Origin of the sequence: uncultured Streptococcus sp. (assembly GCF_963545685.1) — a bacterium.
Lineage (GTDB): Bacteria > Bacillota > Bacilli > Lactobacillales > Streptococcaceae > Streptococcus.
This window is the reverse complement of the sequence record NZ_CAUUKN010000027.1, coordinates 1-21,643: the sequence shown is the minus strand read 5'-3', so window position 1 is coordinate 21,643 and position 21,643 is coordinate 1. Positions and strand designations below refer to the sequence as shown.

Annotated in this window: 18 protein-coding genes and 1 pseudogene; 1 reads left to right on the top strand and 18 read right to left on the bottom strand. The window is 37.0% G+C overall.

Going from position 1 to position 21,643, the window contains the following annotated elements; translation table 11 throughout:
• Nucleotides 1–1,019: 1,019 nt before the first annotated feature.
• The 18 genes from tgt to rplK all read right to left on the bottom strand — a co-directional run bounded on the left by tgt (nucleotide 1,020) and on the right by rplK (nucleotide 21,383).
• Nucleotides 1,020–2,162, bottom strand: a complete 1,143-nt coding sequence (tgt, locus tag RWZ99_RS06245; protein ID WP_314677132.1) for a tRNA guanosine(34) transglycosylase Tgt — start codon at nucleotides 2,160–2,162, stop codon at nucleotides 1,020–1,022.
• Nucleotides 2,163–2,361: 199 nt separating this feature from the next.
• The gene (rpmH, locus tag RWZ99_RS06240) at nucleotides 2,362–2,496 is read right to left on the bottom strand and encodes a 50S ribosomal protein L34 (RefSeq protein ID WP_002885866.1); all 135 of its coding nucleotides are present in this window, start codon (nucleotides 2,494–2,496) and stop codon (nucleotides 2,362–2,364) included.
• Nucleotides 2,497–2,742: 246 nt separating this feature from the next.
• A complete protein-coding gene (locus RWZ99_RS06235; protein WP_314677130.1) occupies nucleotides 2,743–3,306 on the bottom strand; it encodes an NAD(P)H-dependent oxidoreductase in 564 nt (187 codons plus the stop codon).
• Nucleotides 3,306–3,899, bottom strand: coding sequence for a TetR/AcrR family transcriptional regulator (locus RWZ99_RS06230; RefSeq protein ID WP_314677129.1), 594 nt, complete (start codon nucleotides 3,897–3,899; stop codon nucleotides 3,306–3,308). The genes RWZ99_RS06235 and RWZ99_RS06230 overlap by 1 nt, the downstream gene beginning before the upstream one ends.
• Before the next feature lie 132 nt (nucleotides 3,900–4,031).
• A complete protein-coding gene (gene jag, locus RWZ99_RS06225; RefSeq protein ID WP_314677128.1) occupies nucleotides 4,032–5,081 on the bottom strand; it encodes an RNA-binding cell elongation regulator Jag/EloR in 1,050 nt (349 codons plus the stop codon).
• Between the two features lie 11 nt (nucleotides 5,082–5,092).
• Complete coding sequence (locus RWZ99_RS06220) at nucleotides 5,093–5,899, bottom strand: membrane protein insertase YidC (protein ID WP_314677125.1); 807 nt, start codon at nucleotides 5,897–5,899, stop codon at nucleotides 5,093–5,095.
• Between the two features lie 113 nt (nucleotides 5,900–6,012).
• On the bottom strand, nucleotides 6,013–6,348 hold the full coding sequence (gene rnpA, locus RWZ99_RS06215) for a ribonuclease P protein component (protein WP_314677124.1): 336 nt from the start codon (nucleotides 6,346–6,348) through the stop codon (nucleotides 6,013–6,015).
• Nucleotides 6,349–6,432: 84 nt separating this feature from the next.
• A complete protein-coding gene (gene argH / locus RWZ99_RS06210) occupies nucleotides 6,433–7,818 on the bottom strand; it encodes an argininosuccinate lyase (RefSeq protein WP_314677123.1) in 1,386 nt (461 codons plus the stop codon).
• Nucleotides 7,819–8,147: 329 nt separating this feature from the next.
• Nucleotides 8,148–9,347 (bottom strand): argininosuccinate synthase, encoded by a 1,200-nt coding sequence (locus RWZ99_RS06205; RefSeq protein ID WP_314677122.1) that lies wholly within the window; start codon nucleotides 9,345–9,347, stop codon nucleotides 8,148–8,150.
• A gap of 924 nt (nucleotides 9,348–10,271) precedes the next feature.
• Nucleotides 10,272–11,015 (bottom strand): LytTR family DNA-binding domain-containing protein, encoded by a 744-nt coding sequence (locus tag RWZ99_RS06200; protein WP_314677120.1) that lies wholly within the window; start codon nucleotides 11,013–11,015, stop codon nucleotides 10,272–10,274.
• Nucleotide 11,016: 1 nt separating this feature from the next.
• Nucleotides 11,017–12,333, bottom strand: a complete 1,317-nt coding sequence (locus RWZ99_RS06195; protein ID WP_314677118.1) for a GHKL domain-containing protein — start codon at nucleotides 12,331–12,333, stop codon at nucleotides 11,017–11,019.
• 23 nt (nucleotides 12,334–12,356) lie between these two features.
• Nucleotides 12,357–13,637 carry a hypothetical protein gene (locus RWZ99_RS06190; protein ID WP_314677116.1) on the bottom strand — a complete coding sequence of 427 codons (1,281 nt, stop codon included), beginning with the start codon at nucleotides 13,635–13,637 and terminating at the stop codon, nucleotides 12,357–12,359.
• A gap of 21 nt (nucleotides 13,638–13,658) precedes the next feature.
• Nucleotides 13,659–14,549 carry a histidine kinase gene (locus RWZ99_RS06185; protein ID WP_314677115.1) on the bottom strand — a complete coding sequence of 297 codons (891 nt, stop codon included), beginning with the start codon at nucleotides 14,547–14,549 and terminating at the stop codon, nucleotides 13,659–13,661.
• Between the two features lie 60 nt (nucleotides 14,550–14,609).
• Complete coding sequence (locus RWZ99_RS06180; RefSeq protein ID WP_314677114.1) at nucleotides 14,610–15,917, bottom strand: GHKL domain-containing protein; 1,308 nt, start codon at nucleotides 15,915–15,917, stop codon at nucleotides 14,610–14,612.
• Nucleotides 15,918–16,382: 465 nt separating this feature from the next.
• Nucleotides 16,383–17,837: a glutamate--tRNA ligase gene (gene gltX / locus RWZ99_RS06175; protein ID WP_314677113.1), complete on the bottom strand. Its 1,455-nt coding sequence runs from the start codon at nucleotides 17,835–17,837 to the stop codon at nucleotides 16,383–16,385.
• Nucleotides 17,838–18,018: 181 nt separating this feature from the next.
• Nucleotides 18,019–19,989 (bottom strand): peptide ABC transporter substrate-binding protein, encoded by a 1,971-nt coding sequence (locus tag RWZ99_RS06170; protein ID WP_314677111.1) that lies wholly within the window; start codon nucleotides 19,987–19,989, stop codon nucleotides 18,019–18,021.
• A gap of 179 nt (nucleotides 19,990–20,168) precedes the next feature.
• Nucleotides 20,169–20,858 carry a 50S ribosomal protein L1 gene (gene rplA / locus RWZ99_RS06165; protein WP_003091882.1) on the bottom strand — a complete coding sequence of 230 codons (690 nt, stop codon included), beginning with the start codon at nucleotides 20,856–20,858 and terminating at the stop codon, nucleotides 20,169–20,171.
• A 99-nt stretch (nucleotides 20,859–20,957) separates the two neighbouring features.
• On the bottom strand, nucleotides 20,958–21,383 hold the full coding sequence (rplK, locus tag RWZ99_RS06160; protein ID WP_002885648.1) for a 50S ribosomal protein L11: 426 nt from the start codon (nucleotides 21,381–21,383) through the stop codon (nucleotides 20,958–20,960).
• A gap of 171 nt (nucleotides 21,384–21,554) precedes the next feature.
• Here rplK and RWZ99_RS06155 point away from each other — a divergent pair.
• Nucleotides 21,555–21,643, top strand: a pseudogene (locus RWZ99_RS06155) (DUF3397 domain-containing protein); the annotation flags it as partial.

Sequence of the window (21,643 nt, the reverse complement as noted above, 5' to 3'; positions counted from 1 at the left end):
TTAAGACAACTTTTATATCTTAGCACCTATTTGCCTAGCTGTCAAGATGTTTTTTTACTTGAATATACAATATAATTGCTTAATAAAAACTAAAAAGATTTTCTAGTAAACTAGAATTGTACGAATTAGTTACGAAAGGAAGCTATTATCCAAGTCATGCACAGAAATCTTACTATATGGCTAAATCACACTTTGGGCGGAAACGTATACTTGAAATAGATTACAATTTAAGCAATACCGTCAAACATCTATTTCTCTATTACTAATGGTCCCCTGAAGAAATAGAAGGTCGGTTACAATTAGAGTATTGAAAAACTGTTATTAGTTACCAAACAATCTATAGAGGCATTTACAGAGGGCGTTTTGATGATAACTCATTATCTCATGGTGGTCGTGGTGTCATTCGCAAGCTTCGTCATCGTGAAAAAACACGTCATACGAAAAGCTATTTCGAAAATAGAGAGAATGTCTATTCCTCATACAATTCATGAAAGACCTGAAGATGCTAATAACCATCGAGAATAGGAGATTGAAAAGCCAATACTGTTGCAGGTAAAACTGGAAAAGCTTGTTTAGTGACTCTAACTGACCGTTATTCTCGTTTTCTAAAAATCCAGAAGGCAACTATCAAAAAAAGCAAGTTGTAATAGAAGCTATGATATAAATATTAGACCCATTGACAAAGCATAAAGCAACTCCTGATAGAGGGAAAAGTTCACGTATCATCAGAAATTGAGCGATCAATTGAAGTCTATTTTTCCTGACCCTCATGCTCCATGGCAACGAGTAACCGATGAGAACACGCATGGATTACTTAGAGAATATTTTCCAAAATGTAGTGATCTAACATTGGTTGATGATCAGACTATTCAACTGTGGGAGAGCAAGCTTAATAATAGGCCACGAAAATATCTTAACTGGAAAACACTTTATGAAGTGTTCTATGGGGAAAGTGTGCACTTAATTTGACAATTCAAGAAAGAAAAAAGCAGTATCTTATGTACTGCTAAATAAATTATTTAAAAATTTCTGTTACTCGCATTATATCCATATTTTTCAATAAAGTCTTGACGAAACTCGAGCAAGTTGTCATCAACAATAGCTTGGCGCACCTTGGCCATCAAATTTACCAGGAAATAAAGATTATGATAACTTGTCAAACGAATTCCAAACGTTTCATCCGCTTTCAACAAGTGTCTCACATATGCACGTGTGTAATTCTTACATGTGTAACAATCACACTCTGGATCAATCGGGCTAAAGTCTTCTGCATAGGTAGCGTTTTTAACCACTAAACGTCCGTTGCTAGTCATACAGGTCCCATTTCGAGCAATCCTTGTCGGTAGAACACAGTCGTACATATCGACTCCACGGATAACACCATCAATCAAACTATCTGGCGCTCCTACTCCCATAAGGTAACGCGGTTTGTTTTCAGGAAGTAGAGGTACAGTAAAATCTAGTACGGCATTCATCTCTTCATGAGTTTCTCCAACCGCAAGACCACCAATAGAATACCCTGGAAAATTCATAGAAACCAAATCATGCGCAGATTGTCTACGAAGGTCTTCGAAACCAGCTCCTTGAACAATTCCAAAGAGACCTTGATCGTGTGGTCGACGATGTGCTTTCAGCCCTCGCTCTGCCCAACGACTTGTACGTTCGATAGATTTTTTGACATAATCGTATGGCTGGTAAAATTGAGGGCATTCATCAAAGCTCATCATAATGTCTGAGCCGAGATTATTCTGAATTGAAATAGCTTTTTCAGGAGAAAGAAACATCTTACTTCCATTAAGGTGATTTTTAAAGGTCACCCCTTCTTCTGAAATGTTTCGCTTTTCCGCCAATGAGTAAACCTGAAACCCTCCACTATCTGTAAGAATGGCTTGATCCCAATTCATAAACTTATGGAGTCCACCAGCTTTAGCAACCAGCTCATCACCAGGTCTTAGCCATAAATGATAGGTGTTTGCTAAAATAATTCCTGATCCCATCTGCTTTAATTCTTCAGGGGATTGCGTTTTTACTGTAGCTTGAGTACCTACAGGCATAAACATCGGTGTTGGAAAGGTACCATGAGGCGTGATAATTTCCCCTAGGCGTGCTCCTGTGTGTTTTTCTTTCTTTATAAGACGATATTTAATAGGAAAATCAGTCATTTATACTCCTTACATTAGGAAAAACAGTCCTAAGTGTTTTTTAGCGAGTGGGCATTATCCACAACCGCTTTAGTTTATCAAATTTTAGAAGAATTGTCAGCTTCAATTTCTCAAAATGGTCATTCTAAAATCTAAAAATCCCTAAATTTTAGGTAAACAAAAAGCAACAGTCTCGAGCACTGTTGCTTTCATTAATGTCTTAAGCTGAAAGAACTTTACGTCCTTTACGACGACGAGCTGCAAGAACACGACGTCCGTTTTTAGTTGACATACGGTGACGGAATCCGTGTTTACGTTGACGACGGATTTTACTTGGTTGATAAGTACGTTTCACGTTGAATACCTCCTGATAGATTTTCGTATTCGTTTAGCCGGCTATTTTTGATCAGTTACTAAACATACCATACTATTTTATAGTAATAGCATGTTCTTGTCAAGAAATACCTAGAGATTAATTTCATCATACCTTGAAGTACTAGAGGATTCATTACCAGAAAGAACAGACCAACCCCCCTAGTAAGAGGGTGTTAAAAATCTAGAATATATCATCCTGAACTCCTTAGCCCATCAGTATATTTAGTTATAAGGATTTAGCTATCTTAGCAATTTTTTCGAGTTGTTCCTTTCGCTCATGGTTTGACATATATTCAACACGTGTAACCTGAGTGACTTTAACTGTTTTAAACCCACAGGGTTTTAGGATTTGAAATTTCAAAACTTTGGAGTAGTCTTGCGCAAAAGGAAGGAAAATCTTCGGTGTATTGTGCGTAGTAATGATCCAAGCCTGGCCAGCAAGCCTACCTTTCAAACCACGTGGGGTATTATCATAAGCAAAACCAGCAACAAATACACGTTCAATAAATCCTTTTAAGATAGCTGGCATCCCACTCCACCAAGTGGGAAAGATAAAAATTAACTGATCCGCCCAAACTAGCAAATCTCGATAGTGTTTCATAGCTACATCATTCGCTAGGTCTCTTCTCCTATGTATAGCATCAAAACGTAAAACAGGATCAAACTCCTCTTCATACAAATCTAGGGTCTTTACGTCATGTTGATGAGATAAATTCTCTTGAACCGTTTTTAATATAGAAGCGTTAAAACTTTTCTTATCGGGATGTGCATAGATAATTAAACTATTCATTATTTAGCTCCTTTGATATAAATATCAAGCATAGTTCTTACAGTTTCTTGAACAGTAGTCTCTTTAAAACTATCACCAATGGGACTTCTTGCTAGCATAGCTAAACCAGTGATAAAGCTCCAAAAATGCATCAAAATTTCTACATCACTACCTGAAAGGTTCTCCTCTTTTTTTAATTCCAGAGCTATATTTTTAAAATATTCAAATCCTGGTAAGTGGGCATTGACAGAAATACTTGTTTGAGAAAATTCCATATAGTTAAAAGGAAACTTGATAAACAAGGCCTCAAAAATATTCGTTTCTTGTTGAGCAAATCTTACAAAGTTACAACCCATTAATACCAGCTGATTTCTTGCATTGAAAGAAGATGAAATCCCCTGAGTCATATTTTTCAAAAAGATCTCCGATAAGTGCTCTAAAACAACTTTCATATAGGTATCTTTATTGTCAAAGTGCTTATAGGGAGCACCATGAGTAACGCCACATTTTTGGGCAATTGTACGCATAGATAATTGGTCAATCCCCTTTATCCTTATTTCCTCAATTCCAATTTCAATTAACTTATCCTTCAGTTGAGCAGTATTACGTTTCATTTTTGACTCCTATTTACAATTAAGTAGACGCCGGTTACTTTTTCAGTAAAGTATACACTGTCTACTTATATTTGTCAAAAAAACTAGCCTTTAAATAAGACTAGTTTCTATCAGTAATACATACTATTCCAATTATACTTTTGTTACAACCACGTATCGATTGGGGTCGTCACCTTCTGAGTGACTTTCAACACCTTCAATTTGAGAGAGAGCCTTGTGGATAATTTTACGTTCGCTGTTGGTCATTGGGTCCATCACATATTCTCGACCTGTTTCTTTTACTTTGGCTGCTATTTTTTCTGCTAAATCAATTAGAGTTTCTGTACGTTGCTCCAAATAATCACGAACATTAAGAACAACACTAAAGCGTTTAGAATGATGGTCATGCAAATAATTTTGCGCTAAAAGTTGTAAAGACTTAAGAACCTTACCGTGGTAACCTATAACACGACCAGGTTGGTCCGTCTCAATCTGAATAATGATATTACGACGATTGTGACTGACCTCTAAACTGGCATCAACATCCATTTCATAGATAATTTTTTCAAGATAAGATAAAACGTCATCTGCAGCTGCTCTAACATCTTCTAAATTGCTTTCAGAAGATTCATCTGAACTAAATTCAGATGCCACAAAAGAACTGAATTCTTCTTCTGATTCTGAAATTTCCACAGTCTGAACTTGAGCAACAGGTTCTAGTTTGGATGGAAGAGAAGTAACCTTAGGTTCTGTGGCATCTTCTTCTGATGACTCGCGCTTAACAGATAAAGGAATGATTGTCGCCTTTGGTTGCTCCTGTGTTTTACCAGGAAACTCTTCTCCAAAGATCTCAGTAGCCACTGGTTGCTTTAAGTTTTCCTGCGCCACTTCCTTATTATCTGAAACCGTAACAAGCTTTGTCACTTTCTTGGAAGCAATAGTTTCTTCTTTGGGACTTGTAACAAAATCATCCGGTTGTTTTACAGCATCAGGAGCCACTTTAATGACATTGCGATTTGCTTTGTGAGCTATTTCTTCATTTATTGGTTCAACGCTAACTTGGGCAGGTTTCTTTCCGAACCCTAAAAAACCTTTCTTCTCACGAGAAATCACCTTAATATGAGCCTTCATACGCGGTAGATTAAGGTCTTTCAAACCTTTCTCGATAGCTTGTTCAACTGTTCGTCCAGAATAGACTACCATAAAAAGCCTCCTTATTTTCGTTTATGCGCCTTTTTCTTGGCACGGCGAATCTTAGCTTTACGTTCTTTTTCAGCTGCTTCCAAACGGTTACGCTCAGCAATAATTTTAAACGGATTATTGAAAACTAAAATTTGAACGACTTGGAAAGCATTCGAAACTGTCCAATAAAGTGCTACCCCTGAAGAAATCTGTGTCCCAAACCAAAAAATAAAGATTGGAAGCAGGATATTCATGACAATAAGCATAGCACTACGGTCTTTAGCAACCTTATTAGTCAACCAAGTTGAAAGGAAAGTAAAAGCTGCCGCCAGAATCGGAAGAATGAAGTATGGATCTTTTTGACCAAGATCAACCCACAAGAAGGTTCCTTCTCGCAACTCAGGTACACGTGTAAGGGCTCCATAAAGAGTCATCAAAATAGGAAACTGAATTATGAGAGGAAGGAGACTTGCGTAAGGATTTACACCATGCTCTTTATAAAGTTCTTGTTGTGCATAAGCCAGGGCCTCTCGATTCTCTCGTCCAGGATACTCACTCTGTAAGCGACGCAACTCGGGCTGAAGCTCTTGCATTTCACGACTTGACTTAATTTGGCGGTTATACAAGGGAATCATAACCGCACGAATCAAAACCGTAAAAATGATGATACCTAATCCAATGGAACCTCCAAATGAGAGTCCTTGAACAGCCTTGCCAAATATTAAAATGAGACGGTCCCAAACGCCACTAGATTGACTTGTAACGTCACCACGTCCACAAGCCGACAAAAGCAAGAGAGCTCCTGCTCCTAAAATAGATAAACTAAGTTTTTTCTTCACTAAAAACTCCTTTAAAATATACCAGAGAACTCGTTTTCTTCGTCTATTAAGAAGATTGCTGAGACCATGAAAATCTTAGTCAATCCTATAAGGTAACGAAGCAAGACAATTGTCTAGTCTTTATACAACTTTGCTATTTTTAAGACATGAACGAGATTGCTATAAATGTCTTTGTAACTTAGGTCTTCGACACCTTTACGAGCAATAACGACAAAATCTTGATGTTCTAACTGAGATGACATGTCCATCAGTGCATGTCGTAGACGACGTTTTACCCGATTCCGAGTAACCGCATTACCAAGACGCTTACTAACTGATAAACCTACTCTAAAATGGGGTAAATTACGATCCAGACAATAGACTACAAATTTTCGATTAGCAACACTGTGTCCTGCATCAAATAATGCTTTAAAGTCTTTCTCTTTCTTAACGCGATAAGATTTTTTCAAAATGCGACTCCAAACTCAAAATTAGTACTATTATATCATAAATAGCAAAAAACCCCAAAACCTTATGGTTAGGGGCTTGGAGACTTACTTGTTGAGACTTTGCTGAGCTTCTTTGATTTGCCATTTAACTTGATCAAAACCTGTCCCACCAAGGGAATGACGACGCTCAACAGCAGTGTGAGACTTGAGTGTTTCATAGATGTCCTTCTCAATCAAATCTGAAACTTCTTGATAACGTTCGAGAGGAACATCTTGAAGGTAGTAGCCTGCTTTAGTACACTCGAGGACAAGTTTACCTACAATTTCGTGCGCTTCACGGAATGGAAGGCCTTTAGCTGCAAGGTAATCCGCCAATTCCGTAGCATTTGAGAAATCTTTTTCTGTTGACTCTGCCATTTGCTTGTCATTAACAGTCATAGTGTTGAGCATACCTGCGAGGATGTCAATAGCGACAGTAATCGTTTCTACCGTATCAAACATACCTTCTTTATCTTCTTGTAGGTCTTTATTATAAGCCAAAGGTAGTGATTTCATCACAGTCAATAGTCCAATCAAATTACCATAAACACGACCTGATTTCCCGCGAATAAGCTCCGCCATATCTGGATTTTTCTTTTGAGGCATAATAGAAGATCCTGTTGAAAAAGTATCCGAAAGAGTTACAAACTTAAACTCGTTAGAGCACCAGTTAATGATTTCTTCGCAAATACGCGTCATATGCATCATAAGGATACTTGAATTTGACAAGAATTCGAGAATAAAGTCACGATCAGAAACAGCATCTAGAGAATTACTATATGGTTTTGCAAAGCCCATTAAGTCAGATGTCATATTACGATCAATTGGGAAAGTTGTCCCTGCTAGAGCAGCAGCACCAAGTGGGGAAATATCGGTATGCTTGATATTAAATTCGAAACGTTCAGAATCACGTGTGAACATGTTGTAGTAAGCCATCAAGTGGTGACCAAAAGAAATCGGCTGAGCATGCTGTAAGTGGGTGTAACCTGGCATAATTGTGTAGGTATGCTTGTCTGCTAGACTTACCAAGGTATTACGTAAGTTATCAAGTTTCTCAATAACTTCCACTAGTTTGGCTTTCAGATACAAGTGCATATCTGTCGCTACTTGGTCGTTACGTGAACGTGCTGTATGAAGCTTTCCTGCCACAGGTCCAATTTTAGCCGTTAAAAGACTTTCCATATTCATATGAATATCTTCGTTAGAAACATCGAATTCTAGCTTACCGGCCTTATATTCCTCCAGAAGCTCTTCCAAGCCCTGTTTAATTTGTAAAGCCTCCTCTTTGGTAATAATTCCTGTCTCACCCAACATAGTTACGTGAGCAATGGAGCCTTTAAGATCAAACTCAGCCATTTTTTGGTCAAAGGAGATTGAAGCACCAAATTCTTCGACCCATTTTTCAAGACTAGCTTCGAACCGACCGCCCCATAGTTTATGATTTTCTGCCATAGTTATATGTTGAAGATTTTCCTAAACGATAGGATAACCTTCCGTCCTTTCTTAATACTTATAACAAGTAATGACCTCTTAGGTCACAATATTTTAAATGAAAAAAGCTAGATATTTTTTGTCTAGCTTAATTTGTCTCTCTGGACACTTGTTTTCCTAAAACCCGATCTCAGTCGTAGTTTATTTAGGCTCGTGACGCCTCTCAGAACGTCTTCACGAGAATAATATAAGTTATAAGAAAAGAGTATCAGATGCGGCTCCCTGTCCACTTTTATCTGATATTAAGAATTTTTTCTTCTCATATCCTGCTTTTCTTATGAAATCTGTCATTAATTGTCAAACGGATGGTTAACTTGAGAATTTACCTGTGTTGGAAGTCCCCAAAGCTTGATAAATCCAATCGCAGCATCCTGATCAAAGCTGTCGGCTGATGTGTAAGTAGCCAAGTTTTCATCATACAATGAATTAGCTGATTGACGTGCTACTACTTGAGCATGTCCTTTGTAAAGTTTTACTTTAGCGATACCATTAACTACTTTTTGTGTTTCCTTGATATAAGCAATGATAGCTTCTGTTGCAGGACTAAACCACAAAGCGTTATAGATAAGATTTGACAATTCATTTTCAAGAATTGGTTTAAAGTGAGATACTTCACGAACCAAAGTTAAATCTTCAATTTCTTTATGAGCTGTCAAAAGCGCAATAGCTCCTGGGCATTCATAAATTTCACGTGACTTGATACCCACAAGACGATTCTCAACGTGGTCAATACGTCCAACACCATGCTTACCAGCGATAACATTCATTTCTTGGATAAGGTCAGCCAATTTCATTTCTTTACCATTAAGAGCAACTGGTTTCCCTTCCTTAAAAGTAACATCTACATATTCAGCTTCATCGGGTGCAGACTCTGGTGAGTTAGTAATCCCAAAAGCTTCTTCTGGAGCTTGGTTCCAAGGATTTTCAAGAACACCACACTCATTGGCACGTCCCCAAAGGTTTTGATCGACTGAGTAAGGATTATCAAGGTCTGCCGGAACTGGAACACCATTAGCCTTAGCATACTCAATTTCTTCCTCACGAGACCATTTCCATTCACGCACTGGCGCTACTACTTTAAGACTTGGATCTAGGGCAGCGATGGCAACTTCAAAACGAACTTGGTCATTACCTTTACCAGTACAACCATGAGCGATAGTTGTTGCACCTGTTTTATGAGCAATTTCAACTAATTTTTTAGCAATAATTGGACGGCTAAGGGCTGAAACTAAAGGATATTTTTGCTCGTAATAGGCGTGAGCTTGGAGTGCTGGAAGCACATAATCTTCAGCGAACTCATCTTTGACATCAAGAACATAAGACTCAACAGCTCCAACAGTCAAAGCTTTATCATGTATAAACTCTAAGTCTTTACCTTCACCCACATCCATACAAACAGCGATAACATCGTAATCTTTTTTAAGCCATGTAATGGCAACTGAGGTATCAAGACCTCCCGAATAGGCAAGAATAACTTTCTCTTTTGACATATTATTTTCTCTTTTCTTATATTTTCTTAGGGTTGCTATCTCTATCAACCTTACGAGATAAATTATATTGCATATTTATTCATTTGTCAACAGTTTTTTGTTATTTTTTTATATTTATTTTTGTTTTTTATATATTTTTATTTATTTTTGGTCAAAATAGTGTTTTATTTTTAATTTTTATTCAATTTTAGCGATAAAAGATTGAAAATAAATAACACTCTTGAAACTGTTTAAATAGATTCAAAAATGTTTTTAACTATTTTCTTCTAAAATGCCAAAAGGCCTGTACAAAGTACAGACCTTTTGAACAACAGCATCATCGGTAGAGAACACAACAGCAATTTTAGATAGAATGAATGAGGGAAATTATTATGTTTAAGGGACTAACTTAAACCATACATTCTTCTTGCTCTCTAACCTTGATTACATTATAGCATGCAATCCTAAGATGTACATCTTCATTTCCTAAAATGTCGAATTTCACTCATAGAATGTATTTTTTTATCTTGATCTGCAGAAATTCCCTTGAAAAAACAAAAAACGGCTTGATTTCTCAAGCCTGTTAATTTCTATAAAAAAGATATGTAATTGGACGAGCGGTCAATAAAAAATGGGGATTAGGAAAAAGTTATATAAAAGTACATTATTTATTTTCATAAAGTGTATGTAGATTTCAATAAGATTGACGATGTCTCATTTCCGAATCACATATCTTGGTTATATAATAACTTTTTTCAATTTAATTGTCTATACGATTTCATAGAATGTCGTTTTTTTGTCCTGAACTGCAATTTTTTTAGTCTACTTTTTATAAATCGCCAAATTTCATCACTAAAAGCCATCTATTTAGTGTTTTTACAGAAATCAGTTACTTATAAAATAATCATATACTTTTTTAGATCTAAAAGAACACTAGTCAAATGACTAATGCTCTTTTACCTCTGACCACTTTTTAAGCAAGGCCTTCATTTTCAAACGTGAAACTGGACAAGAATCGCCATTTTCAAAGTAAATCATCAACTGAGTCTTATCAATACGAGAAATATTATCCAGATTAACTAAAAAGGAGCGGTGACAAGAAAAGAGTTTTTTATTCACCGAAGTGATATCTCCAAGGTTAGCATAAAACTCCAAGCGCTCTGTTTTGGTAATCAACATCACCTTATGAGGTGTCACAGCAGTCGCAAAGTAATAAATATCTCGCATCGGAACCTGGATTCTAGACTGAGCGGTTTCAAACACAAATATCTCGTCATCAGCCACATCTCCAACTTTTTGATTCACAAAAGTTAATGTTTGTTTCAGTTGTTGTTTAAACTCTGCATTAGAAACTGTCTTATCAATAAAATCGAGTGCTGAAACCTTATATTTAAAACTAATCGGGGCAAATTCTGAGTGAGTAGTTACAAATATAATGACCGCATTAGCATCTTGTTGACGAATTTCTGAGGCTACTTCAAGCCCCTTCTTTCGTTCACCATCAATATCAATATCTAAAAGAAAAACCTGATGGTTGCCCTTTTCGTTGATACTAGACAATAATTTATGTGGTTTAGAAAAAACTTCTAGCTTTCTTACGGAAAATGTGCCCTCTGAAACCAATTCTCTGATAATATCACTAATACGTGTCTGTTGCATCAAGTCATCTTCTAAAATGTAAATATTCATATTAGGGCCTCATTTCTAGTATTTGCATCATTTTACGATTTTGACTACGGACAGAGAAGGAGGTGTTTGGATAACGCTCCAAAATATCTTGAACAGCATTCGTACCTACACCACCCTCAAAATGAGAAATCTGGGAGCTCATCATTGAAAGCGGAGTATGCTCATCTGAAAGAGTACTTTCAACAATAAAACTCTGAGAGTCTTCTTCATCAAAATAAGCTAAACTAATAAAACCATCATTAACTTTACGAGCACCAGCAATCGCTTTATCCATAAGATGCCCTAGAACAACCGCCAAATCTAAGTCAGTCAGGTAGCTATGAGTCACTGGGTCAGGAATTTCTGCATGAATATTAATTCGATGCATCTGAGCTTCATGATATTTTGATGAAAGTAGACTATGAATGCTTGGATTCTGAATATTATCCAAATCTGTAACCTTAGTTGAGAAACTATACTGATCTCGATTCACGTAAAGGTCAACCAAATCTTTTTTATAAGAACGAATATCTCCCGTTCTTTCAATATCTCTCAGATTATTAAGCAAAGAATTATAATTAGAGCGGACATGCATCAAGTCTCTATACAATCTTTCCACTCTAGTATTCTCGCGCTTCAAATCATTAAGATAATTAGCCTGTTTCGTAGCCAAATCTTGCTCAATTTTTTCCTTAGCAAACTGGTTTACAGCTCCCAAAACAAAGAGGAGCAAGTAGAGATATCCCATTACTAACGGCAAACGTAACTTACTCTCAAGATGCAACTCCGGAAAATAGGTATCAAAGGTCGATACCAAGAAGATTACTAAATAATACATTAAAAGAAGCATGTTGACCAAACCTAGACGGTTCTTTTTCTCTTGTTGGGTAGCAACTTTCAAGATATCTGTAAAATCTAGTCGTAAGATAAAATCCACTATTCTGACCGTCAACATAACAAAGGATAACGGTACCATAGACCACCAGATATTATTATTTAAAGTCGAAGCGTCTACTCCAAGTAATGGCGGAAAGAAAAAGGTCGCTAGAAAACGCCTTGCCAAGTCGACCAAGACTACTGGATAAAAACCTAGAAAAAATCGCTCCACAGACGTGACATTTTTATTCAGCTGATAACTAAAGGTCAGTGTTACAATGGCAACCAGGGGAGGTACTACGCCTATATAACGTCCAATGAGTTGCCCCCAGACGCATAGAGCAACATCGAATAACAAATAGAGCATACGATTTTTGAGATTAGTATTTTGTCCACCAATACGTAAGTAGATATCCCAAATAATAACGAACATCAGAATTTGAAATAAGATGTTACCTAGCATAACTGCTCCGCTCCTTTCTATAATTATAACCCTACTGTGACAATCTGATAGGTTTTAAATAATTCTTTTTTATTAGTTAAACCGATACCATTAGACCAGCAGAACTGAGCTAAATCACGACTAATAGACAAACTATCATCAAGCTCTGGATTAGCTTCTTGGTTGGTATTTTCAATAACAAAGCTAAGATTCCCATCCTCATTCTGGTGAATAAGGAAGCCAATATCTGTCTCTGGCTCCTTAGCCCAAAGCATTTCAGCAAGACTCATACAACGCTCCAAAACGGTTATGAGTACTGCAATATTTAAATCTTTTGGATAATCACAAACATTGACATCTAGTCTAACTGTGATTCCTTTTTGTTCCAAAGGAATAATTTGGTTTACAATCCAACTCCTTAATACTGGATAGGGAATCTCAAAAAGGGGTGCCAACTTATCATTTAAATCCAAATTATCAAGCTTAAGATGATTCAAATGCTCATGGTAAACGGATAAGACCTCTGATAATTGATTTTTAGCTAAAGGAGTTTCCAGAGCTACCAAAAGATTCTCAAAGTCTTTTTCAACCGGCTTTACTTTGGTAAAGAGATCCTCAATATGCTGATTATAGACTTCCAAGTTGTAGACATAAGTTTCCACAGCCTCTTTACTACGTTCCCTAACAAATTTATGGGAATAGCGATTCAACGTTGTTACCATTAGGAGATAAACGGCCATCGCAATAAAAATCGGCCCTCCCACATCTCTACCTGTTGACACTAAAAGCATACTGCAAGTAATGTAGAGTGCAAAGGTCAAATCAACTGCTATCAACAAACGCTCACGGCCTCGTGAATAAATCAGTTCCTTGATTTTATCAATATCCGAACTTGACAGATAATTAATATAGAGGAAGAATGGATAAATCATCACATAAGATAACAATTTAAGGAGAAAGTTTTCTTGAATCTCAACCAAGGTCATATTTGTAAACAGGTTATTAAACACATAAAATGGGGTAAAAGTCGCAAATAAATCGGTAAAAATAACAGAAAATGCTCCAAAAAAGAAACTTGCCCAAAGTGTTAGACGATGTTCACGACGCTCCTTAAGTGCCAAAGACAAAAAGACAATGACTTGATAATAAAAGCCATCTCCCTTTGCAAGAGACACTACTACACCTAAGAGACTTAAGAAAAGCACTTTCCAGTAAGCTAGTGAGCTCCTTGTTAATTTTTTATAAATAAACCAGGTAATATGAAAACTAATTATCTGAATAATACTATTTTCAAGGGATTCCATGGTCCAAATCTGTAAGTTCATGATAATATTTCCTATTTAAAATTATGAAGCATTTTCGTCACCCTCTTCAATGAGTTCTTGACCTGCCTTTTTCAAGATATCCTGATAGGTTTGTTCAATAAGAGCAAAATCCCCACTATCAATACTCGTCTGCATACTAATTAGGATATTCTCATAATCATGTTTAAAAGAGCGTACACTCTTATAGGCCGTTTCAATTTTTTTGTTGTAGGCTTCTAGACTCCTCAAATGCTCCTCTTGTTCTCTAAGAATTTTACTATCGCGTACATCTTTACTGTAGGAAACAAAACGGACAAGGATATACATATGTATCAGAAAACCAACCCAGATATAGATTTGAGGATAGCCAGGAAGATAGGTCTGACTCAAGAGGAGTGAGAATATCTCCTGCTTAAAGAGAATAAGGAGATAGCTGATAATTAAAATATAATCAACCTGTAGAAGCATACTCTTATACTTATCTTGCAAATCTTCATATGGTTCCTTAAAGAAGCTATCTAACCCAAACATTTTTTGCAGACCAAGAAAGAATGGAAGAACAACACTATATACTGCCAGAATTCCTAAATGATTTGGAACTAACTCAACTGGCTTATTAAAGAAAACTCTAAAGAGATAGAAACTGAAGAAACTTGTAATCAGAGTCCAGAATACAGGAGCAAAGAAAGCATAAAAATACTTCTCTTCTCTTGAAGCCTGAGGTTTTTCAAGGAAAATAAAGACTAGGAGATAGGTGGCATCTGGAATGTCAATTTGCCACAATACTTTAGCTAGCCACTTCACTACAGTTACCACTATTACATAAGGAATATAACGGTAAGTAAAAATATCTAGATAAGCCATTCTAGCTAAAATCACAAGATGTGAAACGACCATAACCAAAGCAATTAGGCCATCAATCGCAAGTTGCATATGCTATTCCCCCTTTCTATTTCCTCATATCCATTTTTCCACAAGTATTAGCTCGAACCTTCAATTATCTTGAAAAGAGAGAACCTGTGTAAAATGATGATCACAACTACGGGTCTCAAGATTTACTTTTGGATAGCGATTCAGTATATCTGCCACTTTAGATAGGCCAAGACCTCGACCTTCGCCCTTACTAGAAACTCCTTCATCAAATATTCTTGACACAGGAATACGTTCTTCTCTGGTTGTATTATCAATAACCAAGGTAAGGTAACCCTGATTTTTAAAGAAAGATATGGTTAAGGTTGGATTATCCGATTCTAATGCAGATTCAATGGCATTATTTAAGAAAACGGAAGAAATCACAACCAAATCTAAGGCCTCTATCTGAGTTGACGATATGACATCTGGTAACTCTAGATTAACCTTAATTCCTAAGTTTTCAGCTTCAAGCACTTTGGCAGAAAAAAGACTCTTGAGTGAAGTAATTTCCAAATTAATTAAGCGTGATAATTCATAATTTGACAAAGTTAAACTATTACCGGATTTTTCTAAAAGCTCCGCATACTCCCGTTTCAAAGCAGGCAAGTCTCGGCGTTGAATACTAACCTCCATAGTCTTAAGCCCTTCGAGATAATCCTTCTTAACCTGAGAAATATCATTATAAAGTTTTTCTAGACGGTGACTGTATTCCTCTAAACTTTCCTCATGCCTAGTCATTTCTTCAGCCAACTGGTCCTTCACCCTTCTCTTCGAATAGACGTTCAGCTGAGCAAAGAGGAGAATGAAGAGAATAGAGTAGACAATAGTGATACTGCCGGCTAAGTAAGTAAAGAGGCCTGTATAAGGAAAAATGTTACTGGCATAAAAAATGATTAAAGATAAGATAATATAGGCCAGAGTCACCCCAACCAGCAAACGTTGCCTAACTTGGTAAGTATGATTATTCCCCATGACATCGAGAGCACTAAAATCAATAAAGAAGACCTTGACAATCAGATGGAAAATAGGGTAAACCAGGAGATAGGATAGAGCAATGAGTACTGGGGTATCTTTCACCTGTAAATAATTAATTTGAAAAATCCATGGGAAAAAGTAGAGCTGAAGCAATTTAGAGGTGACTTCAACAAAAACCCACGGCAAAAAGGTGAAAAGAAAAGAATTCTTTTCACTACTTGATATTTTATTTAAGAAAAGGTAGCAAAACAGAAGTGCTAAAAGCGATCCCGTAATGCCCCCTACAAATAGAGAGAGCAAGAGACTCCCAAAGATAAACCAACATTTACTCTTCCAAGTTTTGAGCAAATCTGACATATCATGACTAACAATTAAAATAGCCAATAGACGTAAAACCGTAAACAAAACGATCATCTCTAGACTCCCTCCTTTCCTTTCAAAAATCAACCTACTTTATTGTAACATAAATATATAATTTATCGTCATTCCTATTAGAAAAAGCTAAAAATATAAATCTATTTCTTCCTAGTTAGAACCATCGACTATTCATCTGACTGTCATACCATGTCACATGTAAATTTGTTTACAAAACATAAAAAAGAGCTTAGACTCACCAAGCTCTTTAACTGACTTATAGCCTCAATTTATGGATACATGCCAATAACGTAGTAGAAATACCAACCAAATCTTCTCATAATTTTCACCCCTCTCTCCTTTTTAATACCAATCTATTATAAAACTAATTTAAAGTTTTGAAAATGATGATATGATTACGTTATATCATCATTATATTACAAAAACACTCTTAACTAAAATCATATGATTGCTGACATATTGCTTATGTACATTCGAAAACCCAACAAATGTTGGGTTCGTTTTTTATAGTGTTGCGAGAACTTGCTCAATATGTTTGATAGATTTTTCACGACCAAGTAAGAAGATAGTCTCTGGTAATTCTGGACCGTGCATCTCTCCTGAGACAGCGATACGGATTGGCATGAAGAGGTTTTTCCCTTTAATTCCTGTTTCTTTTTGAACAGCCTTAATTTGTGGGAAAATATTTTCTGTAACAAACTCATCATCTGACATAGCTTCAAGTTTAGCTTTAAAGGCCTTAAGTACTGTTGGTACTGTTTCACCAGCCATAACTTCTTTTTCAGCCTCTGTCAATTCTGGGAAATCTTCGAAGAAGAGGTCTGTAAGAGGTACAATTTCTTCCGCAGCTGTCATCTGTGGTTTATAGAGTTCAACTAATTTTTCAGCTTTATCTGTCAAACGACCAGCTTCTTCCAAGAAAGGTTTGCAAAGAGCAAAGACCTTATCGAAATCCGCATTCTTGATGTAGTCATTACTCATCCAATCCAATTTCTTCTGATCAAAAGCCGCTGGAGACTTGCTTAGACGATTTTCATCAAAGAGTTTGATAAGTTCTTCGCGAGAGAAGATTTCGTCCTCGCCACCAGGGTTCCAACCTAGAAGAGCAATGAAGTTGAAGACTGCTTCTGGAAGGTAACCTTTTTTACGGTAATCCTCGATAAATTGAAGGGTGTTAGTATCACGTTTAGACAACTTCTTACCAGTTTCAGAATTGATGATAAGGGTCATGTGCCCAAACTCAGGCGCTTCCCAACCAAGAGCCTCATAAACCATGAGTTGTTTTGGTGTATTGGCAATGTGGTCGTCTCCACGGATAACGTGTGAAATTTGCATATCGTGGTCATCAACAACAACCGCAAAGTTGTAAGTTGGGTAACCATCCTTCTTCTGGATAACCCAATCACCACCGATATTGCCACCTTCAAACTCGATATCACCTTTAACGATATCATGCCATTTGTAGATTCCTGACTCATTAACAGCCAAACGGACTGTAGGAACAATACCTGCCGCTTCACGTTCTGCGATGTAGGCAGCTTTTTCTTCTTCAGTCATACCAAGGAACTCGTTAATATAACGAGGTGTCTCACCTGCTGCTTCTTGACGTTCGCGTTCTGCAGCCAACTCTTCTTCAGTTACATATGACTTGTAAGCCTTACCTTCTGCCAAAAGTTGATCAATATATTTTTGGTAAAGTGGCAAACGCTCTGATTGACGGTAATTTTCATGTGTTTCAGGACTTTCATCCCAGTCAATTCCCAACCAACGCAAGTTATCAAGCTGTGAACGCTCACCATCTTCAACGTGACGTTTACGGTCAGTATCTTCAATACGGATAATGAAAGTACCGCCATGATGACGTGCATAGAGGTAGTTAAACAATGCTGTACGGGCATTACCAATGTGTAGTAGCCCTGTTGGACTTGGTGCGTAACGAACGCGGATATCTTTAGCCAAGATAAATCTCCTTTTTATGTTTCATTCTTCAGTCTTTGGATACCTGGTTAGCTTAAAGTCTCTCCCCGAGATTAAGCATAAGCTTATAAGTACCAATCCTTTTTATTATAACACAATCTAAAGGTGGTTCGAGGAATTTTGTCAAAAAAACGACTACCTAAAGGTAGACGTTTTCGATAGTTTACTTAACGTGTTTTGCAAGATCTTTTTGAGCTTTGTCATTAGATTTCGCTCTTTCTTTAAGCCAATCTTTATAAGCTGAGTCGTATTGTTTCTTAGTTACAATATCATCTTGAGATTTAAGATACTTGAAGTAGTATGTAGAACCTTTATCACCAGCTTGAGCATATGCTCCTGAGAATGGCTTAATACGAGAAATTACCGTTGCCGCACCACTGTATGCGGTAGTTGGAAGATAGAGGGCACTATCTGTCAACCATGCTTGAGCTTTAGCATATTTCTCATAACGAACTGTCAAATCTGTAGTTTCTTTAGAAGCATCTTCAACTAATTGGTCATATTCTTTAAGACCTACTTTTTCCACAGCTTGACTATTTGGATTGTCGTAACCCATAAAGGACTTGGTGTTTTCGCTACTAGTCGTTTTCAAAACATCAAGATATGTGGATGGATCGAGGTAATCAGGTTCCCAAGCGACGCCAACCGACAAGTCCCAATCCTCTGCTGCTGCATTAGAAGCATAGTAAGTAATATTGTAGAAATCGTCGGCTGACAATTGATGGATATCAATGACAACATTCTCTTTTCCAAGTGTAGCTTCAACAGACTGTTTGAGAGATTGCACTTGATTCACAAAAGTTTTACTTGTTTGGTTTACTGGAACGTCCAAATGAATCGGGAACTGAACTCCTTCTGCTTGAAGGGCTTCCTTAGCTTTCGCGAACTCAGCTTTAGCTTTTTCTGGATTGTAAAGACCATCTTGACTATCTGCAAGATTCACACCAGACCACTCATCACCATAAGCTGGAAGTTGTTCCATTACCATTGTTCCGAAATCTTTACCATCTGCCTGAACAAAGTCTGGTTTAACAAAGATATTACGAACAGCTGTGTTAGCACTTTCTTTACCATTCAACTGAGCCGCATATTTCGTACGATCAATGGCAAAGCCTAATGATTGACGGAAATCCTTGTTAAGAAGTGCTGCTTTGGTTGATGATTTCTGTTGGTCATTTTCTTTAGAAGTATTATTGTAAGTTTGGCGATCAATATTAATACCAACCCCCTCTACTGATGCTGCTGGTTGAGTAGTATAGATATTATCTTTATACTTTTCAGAAACCTTAGAATAATTTGAGCTAGTAGGGAAGAGGCGAGCTAGCGTATAGACACCATCAGAGAACTTACGTTCCAAAGACTCTTGATCTGATCCATCATCATAAGTTAATTTGATATTGTCAAAGTAAACATTATCCTTATCCCAATAATTTTCATTCTTAGCGAACTCAATAGATGATTTAGTTGTCAAAGCTTTAAGAAGGTATGGTCCGTTATAAAGAATAGACGTTGGGTCCGTTGACTTACCAAAGTCTTTACCTTTAGATGTCAAAAATTCTTCGTTAACAGGCCAAGTGACAGAGTAAGTCAATTTTGAATTCCAGTAAGGCTCTGGTTGGCTAAGTGTATATTGCAAGGTGTAATCATCAACTGCTTTGATACCTACAGCTGAAAAGTCTTTGTTAGCTCCAGAGAGGTAGTCATTCAGACCTTTAACTGAGGTTTGTAGCAAATAGATAGCTTCAGAATTTGTATCTGCAGCATGTTTAAGACCTGTTACAAAGTCCTTAGCAGTCACATCTGCATATTCTTCACCGTCTGAAGTGTACCATTTGAGCCCCTTACGAATCTTGTAAGTATAGGTTAAGCCATCTTGAGAGACAGACCAATCTTCAGCTACAGATGGTTTTAAATTACCATATTGATCATTTTCAAACAAACCATCAACACCATTACTAACAGCTGTCGTCATGTTTTTCTTGTTTGTTGCAAGATAGTCTAGGGTTGCAGGATCGCCACCGTAAACATAGTTATAAGTCTTTCCAGACGTCTTACTTGATGATGAGCAAGCCGTTAAAACACCTACAGATAACAGGCCTACGGCTGCCAGTAAAAATACCTTATTCTTTTTCATTCATTGCCTCCTTAAATTGCAACGTAAAAAGTTTAAAATCAATAATTATGTGTATACGCATAAATTATACCATAATTTCCAACAATCGACACTACTTTCTGAATATTTTTTATTTTCTGCTCAAATATTCCTATCTAACTCAATAAAAAAACCTATCCAAAGATAGGTTTTTACTACTCTTACAATGAGTTAGGATCAACTTTGATACCAGCACCTTGTGTAGTAGTGATTGAAAGGTTAGTGATGTAAGTACCTTTCGCTGTAGCTGGTTTAGCTTTTTGAATAGCATCGTTAAATGCTTTGAAGTTTTCAACCAATTTTTCAGCTTCGAATGAAACTTTACCGATGATAGCTTGTACGTTACCTGCTTTATCAGCACGGTAAGTGATTTTTCCACCTTTAGACTCTTCAACTGCTTTAGCAACATCCATAGTTACTGTACCAGTTTTAGGGTTTGGCATCAAGTTACGTGGTCCAAGGACACGTCCGAGACGACCAACGATTGCCATCATGTCTGGTGTTGCAACAACAACATCAAAGTCAAGCCATCCACCGTTGATTTTAGCAACGAGTTCGTCTTCACCAACGAAGTCAGCACCTGCCGCTTTAGCTTCTTCAGCTTTAGCACCACGAGCAAATACAAGAACGCGTTGAGTTTTACCAGTACCGTTTGGCAATACCATTGCTCCACGGATTTGTTGGTCAGCTTTCTTAACGTCGATGTTAAGGTTGTATGATACTTCAACAGTAGCATCGAATTTTGCGAAGTTAGTTTCTTGTGCAAGAGCTACAGCTTCTTCTACGCTGTAAGCTTTTGTGCTGTCGATTTTCTCAAGAGCAGCACGCATTTGTTTGCTTTTTTTAGCCATGTTAATTATTTCTCCTTGTGTAATGTGGTCATAACGACTTTCATCTTCCACGTCACTCAGCGAAGTGAGACGACGTCTGTGGTTTTCTTGTTAACTGAATTAGTCAGTAACAGTGAATCCCATTGAACGTGCAGTACCTTCGATCATACGCATAGCTGATTCGATGTTTGCAGCGTTCAAGTCAGGCATTTTAGTTTCAGCAATTTCTTGTACTTGCGCACGAGTTACTGAAGCAACTTTAACTGAGTTTGGAGTACCTGAACCTTTTTCAACACCTGCAGCTTTTTTCAAAAGAACAGCAGCTGGTGGTGTTTTAGTGATGAAATCAAATGATTTATCTTCATACACAGAGATAACAACTGGGATAATCATACCAGCTTGATCAGCTGTACGAGCGTTAAACTCTTTAGTGAATCCCATGATGTTGATTCCGGCTTGACCAAGAGCTGGTCCAACTGGTGGAGCTGGAGTCGCTTTACCAGCAGGAATCTGAAGTTTTACGATGTTTTCGACTTTTTTAGCCATTTTGTAATTTCCTCCTATTGTGGTTTTGGCGGTAAGTAAGTTTTGTTACCTCCCACAAGTATGTTTTTACATACCCTATCTATTATACAGAAATTCTTTTTAGATGCAAGAAATTCTTATTAAGTTTAGGAAAAAATTTACATTAAGACTTTTTCGCGGTAAAATAGACTTATGATTTTATATAAATTCTTTGCTATAGCATTTTTGATTTTAACACCTATCTTTGCTTTTATTATCCACCGCTTCTTCAGTTTAAAATA

Coding starts and splice junctions, on each gene's coding strand:
- tgt (WP_314677132.1), bottom strand. CDS start 2,162: ATGACTGATTTTCCTATTAAATATCGTCTTATAAAGAAAGAAAAACAC.
- RWZ99_RS06235 (WP_314677130.1), bottom strand. CDS start 3,306: ATGAATAGTTTAATTATCTATGCACATCCCGATAAGAAAAGTTTTAAC.
- RWZ99_RS06230 (WP_314677129.1), bottom strand. CDS start 3,899: ATGAAACGTAATACTGCTCAACTGAAGGATAAGTTAATTGAAATTGGA.
- jag (WP_314677128.1), bottom strand. CDS start 5,081: ATGGTAGTCTATTCTGGACGAACAGTTGAACAAGCTATCGAGAAAGGT.
- argH (WP_314677123.1), bottom strand. CDS start 7,818: ATGGCAGAAAATCATAAACTATGGGGCGGTCGGTTCGAAGCTAGTCTT.
- RWZ99_RS06205 (WP_314677122.1), bottom strand. CDS start 9,347: ATGTCAAAAGAGAAAGTTATTCTTGCCTATTCGGGAGGTCTTGATACC.
- RWZ99_RS06200 (WP_314677120.1), bottom strand. CDS start 11,015: ATGAATATTTACATTTTAGAAGATGACTTGATGCAACAGACACGTATT.
- RWZ99_RS06195 (WP_314677118.1), bottom strand. CDS start 12,333: ATGCTAGGTAACATCTTATTTCAAATTCTGATGTTCGTTATTATTTGG.
- RWZ99_RS06190 (WP_314677116.1), bottom strand. CDS start 13,637: ATGAACTTACAGATTTGGACCATGGAATCCCTTGAAAATAGTATTATT.
- RWZ99_RS06185 (WP_314677115.1), bottom strand. CDS start 14,549: ATGCAACTTGCGATTGATGGCCTAATTGCTTTGGTTATGGTCGTTTCA.
- RWZ99_RS06180 (WP_314677114.1), bottom strand. CDS start 15,917: ATGATCGTTTTGTTTACGGTTTTACGTCTATTGGCTATTTTAATTGTT.
- RWZ99_RS06170 (WP_314677111.1), bottom strand. CDS start 19,989: ATGAAAAAGAATAAGGTATTTTTACTGGCAGCCGTAGGCCTGTTATCT.
- rplA (WP_003091882.1), bottom strand. CDS start 20,858: ATGGCTAAAAAAAGCAAACAAATGCGTGCTGCTCTTGAGAAAATCGAC.
- rplK (WP_002885648.1), bottom strand. CDS start 21,383: ATGGCTAAAAAAGTCGAAAACATCGTAAAACTTCAGATTCCTGCTGGT.